This window comes from Marinilabilia salmonicolor (assembly GCF_003003035.1).
Lineage (GTDB): Bacteria > Bacteroidota > Bacteroidia > Bacteroidales > Marinilabiliaceae > Marinilabilia > Marinilabilia salmonicolor_A.
Genome location: NZ_PVTS01000040.1, coordinates 1 through 5,231, shown reverse-complemented (window position 1 = coordinate 5,231; position 5,231 = coordinate 1). Strand labels below are relative to the sequence as shown.

The following is a 5,231-nucleotide window of genomic DNA, read 5'->3' as shown; positions in this document are numbered from 1 at the left end:
TTAAGGTGGTTTTAGCAACAGGGTTCCACCTCTTCCCATTCCGAACAGAGAAGTTAAGCCTGTTAGCGCCGATGGTACTGCGTAAAAGCGGGAGAGTAGGTCGCCGCCGACCTTTAAAACAGAAAGCCGTTCCAATATTTGGAGCGGCTTTTTTTTGTTATAAGGAGGTGCGAATTCCAATTCGCACCATTTTTTGAAAGAAGCAGAGCCGGACCAGACCCTTTTTCCATCCCAAAGAATCCAATCCCCCTCCCTGGGAGGGGTTGGGGGAGGCCTATCTTCCCTCCCCTCCATCCAGGGTAAATACCTGGCCTGAAGCAAATCCTGCCAAAGGACTAAGCAACCAGGCTGCCAATGATGCAAAATCCTCCGGGTTCCCCAGTTTCCCAACCGGAACTCTTGATTCCAGTCTTCTTCTGGCTTCTTCAATCGAGACTGTTTCCTGTTCTGCCAATTTATGGAAAAGACGATCTATTGCAGACGTTTCATGATAGCCAGGGGCTATTACATTGGCGGTGATGTCAAGGTTTGATATTTCCTTTACCATCGTTTTCATATAGCCAACCACTGCCATACGGTAGGAGTTGCTGAGCACCAGATTTTGAATTGGCCCGTTTACCGAAGCGCTCTCACTAAAAAGAAATCGGCCTTGTTTGTTTTTTTGAAAGATGGGAAGAATGGATTTTGACAGCTCCACTTTCCATCTTAAAACCAGTTGGTAAGCAGCGTCCCAGTCTTCCATCGTAGTTTCAGGGATGGTGGCTGCTTTTGGTCCTCCTGCATTAATAAAAACACCGTAAAGCTTATCCGGTAATGTGTTCTTTAATCTGGCAAGGAATGTTGAATCGGTAATATCTCCGGCCATTATTGTTGTCTGATCCGGAAATTTTTCCTTTAATTTTTCCAGCTTTTCTTTATTTCTTGCTGTGATAATTACCTGAGCCTCATTTTTCAGAAGCGTTTTGGCAACCGCTCTGCCTAGTCCTGAACTTGCTCCGGTAACCAGATAGTTCAGGTTTTTCAGTTTCAGATCCATTTGTGAGGTTTTTAGTTTTTGACTTCTATAAAATAAAGGAACGAAGAATTGATAAAGTTCAATCCGCGATGGTGGGCTTTGGTTGCTTTGTTGAAGCTATAAGGAAAAACTAATGGCGGCTCTGAAACTCCAGTTTTCTATTCCAGTACTTTTTTGATATGTGCCGTATCTGTAATGGGCACCAATTCCGTATTTGATAAATAGGACCTTAAGTAAATTATCAAATATAATTCCCGATTCATAAAAACCCTTCTCAAAACTGTTGATAGTAGAGGGATAATTTGATTCCAAACTGCCCCAGCCGGCTTTTGTCATAAAATTAATCTCCGGTTTAAAGTTGCCGGGGTGATTTTGGCGCAAGGCAATCCTATGGTTAAATGTGGTCATCAGAAACCGGTCAGCTGCAAATTCGTTGGGTGCCATTGTTGCAAAGAGTCCCGGAACCTCAACAGATACGGGTTCAAAAGTTCCGAAGTAACTGTAGATATTACCCGGATTACTCCATCCATCAATTATGCCGGCCGAGACTCTGAGAGTCGTTCGGGCTGCTGATCCTGTTCTGTAAGTTTTTTCCAGTTGACCTTCCAGTTTTGTGAAGTTGTTTTTTGATCCTGTTTGTTTCCCTGTTCCTTTGATAATGTTTACCCATATTTTGGGTCCGTCAGTGGGCTCCGGAAGTAATCCAAAAGCCGTAGATGTCAATTTTTCTTGTGGTGCCCATCGGAGTCTGATTCCTGTTTCCATTGTTTCAAGCGGGGATACCGGAAGATTGATATCGGGCATAAAGGGATAGGTGCGAACCGGTGTTACATCCGACCATGAGAAAAATGCTTCTCCTGATAATGTTCCCAGGGATGTTTCTGCAGATGCATAAAAGCGTTCTTCCCTGTCTTTGATAGCTACCGATAGTTCTTTAAGCTGTTGATCAAGTTGAAGAACATTTCCGTGATAAAAATTAAAAACACCCGTGGAGTGCATGTCGTGGTTGAAGGCAAACTCTATTTGAGTCCGGCTTTGCTGCGAGGGACTCCATTTGATTCCTCCACCATAATTGTTCATTTCGGCTTTAAAACTGCGGGTGTAATAACCTCCCAATGAGAAGTTATTTGTGATTTCAGGGCCCGTCCAGAGTCCCAGCCCAAGTTTTAGTCCTTCAAACTGATTGTAGCCTATCAGGTGTTTTAGATCGATAAGAAATTTGCCTGCAGGAATATATCCTCTGATAAGCTCTTTTTGCAACCGGATGATGTTATCAAGATTGTTCGCTTTTCCGATGCTGTCGAGTAAATGGTAAGTGGATGAATCTTTTGCTGTCAGAGGTTCATATCTCAGGTTTTTGATATTTCCTGTATCTCTGGGCATTTTATCTTCCAGTATAATGTTGGAGAACTTTCGGTCGCTGAGGTCGGGATTAAGATTTATCGCAGTGACTATGCTTTTTGCATTTCCTGCCATGCCATAAGGCAACGAATTAAAACCCTGACCAGGCTTGATAAGTAAGTGACTTTTTAGTTCAGACGGGAACCAGTGACTTTCAATGTGGTCGTAACTTTGACTAATGTCGATGATGTACGGAGAGGTAGTGAGAGCTGATTTTGCCTTCAGATATCGGATTCCCCAGGTTTTTTTGTGGATGTGAAAAGAACCTGTTAAGGGCTTTATATTGCTGTTCTTCCTGGGTTGATAGGTGATGTAAAATAAGGAATCTCCCTTTTCTGTTAGTGTGTCTTCCAGAAGAAAGAGATAGTTTTTTAATCCGGATTTTGATATGGGATTCAGGTGTTTTATTCCCATTAATTCTATTTCGGGAGCATAGAACCCGAAAGGTTGAATCAAACCGGGAAGAATGGCCAGTGCCGGATCTTTGAATCCACTGACACGTCCGGAGATAATTTTTTCTGAAGTCTTGTCCGGAGCCTTATGTACTTTTTCGGACACCGACTCCATCAGTAGCAAATGGTTTCTGCGGTTGATATCGATGAATTTCTGTTCCGTACTGTCGGGAGTACTTAAAGTATCCGAAATATCAAGGCTGAAAGTCATTTTGTGATAAACAATGCATGAATAGTTGCTTGCCAAATCAGGATTATTTTCTGAACTGTTCTCAAGAACTTTTTGCATCATGATAAATGCAGGGTTTTCTTCCGGAAAGACATCAACGCCTTTTAGTTCGATGGTTTTGGGTTTTAGTTGGAGGTGAACAGGTGATGGGACATTGCTAATTTGAAAGGCAGCGGTATGATAGCCCAATGAACTGATTTGAATGGAGTCTCCCGAAAAGTTGTGGATGGTAAATTTTCCGTTCAGGTCAGTGATTGTGCCGGCTTTGTTCTTTTCAAAAACGATGTTGGCGAATGGAATGGGAGAGCCGGTTTCAGCATCGGTGAGAGATCCCTGAATCTGGGAGTTGCCGGTTTCTGCAACTCCCAGGAGGAATATTATTAAAAACAGACCATGTTTAATCAGTTGATACATGGGGATTCAGGTGGTGTTAGGTGAAACGAACATTATTTTGCGGATAGTTCTGATTTCAAAAACCGTACCTCCTTTTCTGACAGGAAACGCCATTTGCCTCTTGGCAGGTTCTTTTTGGTGAGTCCGGCGAAAAATACGCGATCCAGTTTCTCCACTCTGTAATCAAAATGTTCAAAAATCCTTCTGACTATCCGGTTTTTGCCGGAGTGAATTTCTATGCCGGCTTGCATAGGATCGTTGTCCACATAATTTACTGCATCGGGTTTTATCAGTCCGTCTTCCAGCTCAACGCCTTTTTTTATGCTTTCCAGATCTTTGGTTTCCAGTGGTTTATTTAAAAAGACATGATATATTTTTTTAGCTTCAAAACTGGGATGGGTGAGCTTTTTGGATAAATCCCCGTCGTTGGTAAGTAATAATACGCCGGTGGTGTTTCTGTCAAGCCGTCCGACGGGGTAAACTCTTTCAGGACAGGCATTGCGAACAATTTCTATAACGGTCTTACGCCCTTCGGGGTCTTTGGAGGTGGTTACCGTATCTTTGGGTTTGTTCAGGAGCATATATACTTTTTTCTCGGGATTCAGCTTTTTGCCCTGATATTCTACCGTGTCATTGGTGGTAACAGTCATTCCCAGTTCAGTAACCACTTTGCCGTTAACTTTAATTTCTCCTTTAGATATCAGGGTATCTGCCTCCCGGCGACTGCATAAGCCTGAGTTGGAAATGAATTTGTTTATTCGCATTTTCTCCGGATTGCTTTTTTTGTAAGCAATGCGTTCCTCTTTTGAGTAATGTTCTTTGCTACCCGGAGTTTTGGTGTTTTTTGCTTTGTGACCTTCCTGAAATCTATCATTGCGTGAGCGCCGCTCATTATTGGTATATTTACCCGGAATTCTTCCTTTCTTAGCCATCCTGAATGTTCGTTTTCTGTGTTTTTTGTTTCCGGTATTTCCGGTTCATCTTTTACACTGCAAAATTGTAAAAAAGAAATGATTAATCGGGTATTTGGCCTGTTTTATTCGTGAATTCCTGTAATGAGAGATTTAGATTTTAGGAAATACGGACAACCGCCCTCATTATTGGTCACGTCGATACCAACAATGAGCGAGGGGCTGAGGATGATTCAAATCTTAGGTGTTGTGCCAAGGCTTTCAGCCTGTTTAAATCTTCCCTGTTTTATGTTTAAATTAGGGTAGAATTATTCTAAATAAATTAAGCCAGGTTGCGGTTTAATAAATTGTTACGGAATTTTGTAGCAATTACCGTTTAAAAATAAACCCTAAACCCCTAAGTATGATTTTATTTTTATTCCCTCCTTGATTTTTCACCGTTCTTTGTAAAAAATACTAACTACTCCGTTTTTATTGTTTTTGACATTTTCTTTCCAGAAAATGAAAAACCTTAGTTCGTTTTGCTTACATCAGACTGCCTGATATTGCGCTGGCATATCTTTCAAATAGTCAGTGCTTAAGAAGTGGGGGGAAGGGTATTTGTATTGAAAAAGTATAACAGAGTATTAATGCGAATTAAGGGTTGAAAAAAAACCAATTTATTGTTTGTAAATATTTAAAAATCAATGAAATATATGCTTGAAAAATTAGGTTAAATCCCTGAAAATCAGTATTTTAAGAGATTAATACCACTCAATCTTTTAGATATGATTCCCAGGGAAAAAGCCTTACAATTAACAGCTATATATCTGTATATATGCGAGTTATAT

At 41.1% G+C, this 5,231-nt stretch carries 3 protein-coding genes and 1 rRNA gene; 1 reads left to right on the top strand and 3 read right to left on the bottom strand.

The annotated features are described in order from the left end of the window. Position 1 precedes the first annotated feature (1 nt). Positions 2 to 112 (top strand): 5S ribosomal RNA (rrf, locus tag BY457_RS18695). A 162-nt stretch (positions 113 to 274) separates the two neighbouring features. Here the strand turns inward: rrf and BY457_RS18690 are convergent. From BY457_RS18690 to BY457_RS18680, 3 genes are all read right to left on the bottom strand, one after another. After that, positions 275 to 1,036, bottom strand: coding sequence for an SDR family oxidoreductase (locus BY457_RS18690; RefSeq protein ID WP_106154849.1), 762 nt, complete (start codon positions 1,034 to 1,036; stop codon positions 275 to 277). Between the two features lie 96 nt (positions 1,037 to 1,132). Further along, positions 1,133 to 3,511: a DUF5686 and carboxypeptidase-like regulatory domain-containing protein gene (locus tag BY457_RS18685; RefSeq protein WP_106154848.1), complete on the bottom strand. Its 2,379-nt coding sequence runs from the start codon at positions 3,509 to 3,511 to the stop codon at positions 1,133 to 1,135. A gap of 32 nt (positions 3,512 to 3,543) precedes the next feature. Beyond that, entirely contained in the window at positions 3,544 to 4,422 is an 879-nt protein-coding gene (locus BY457_RS18680; RefSeq protein ID WP_106154847.1) for a pseudouridine synthase, read from the bottom strand. Positions 4,423 to 5,231: the final 809 nt, after the last annotated feature.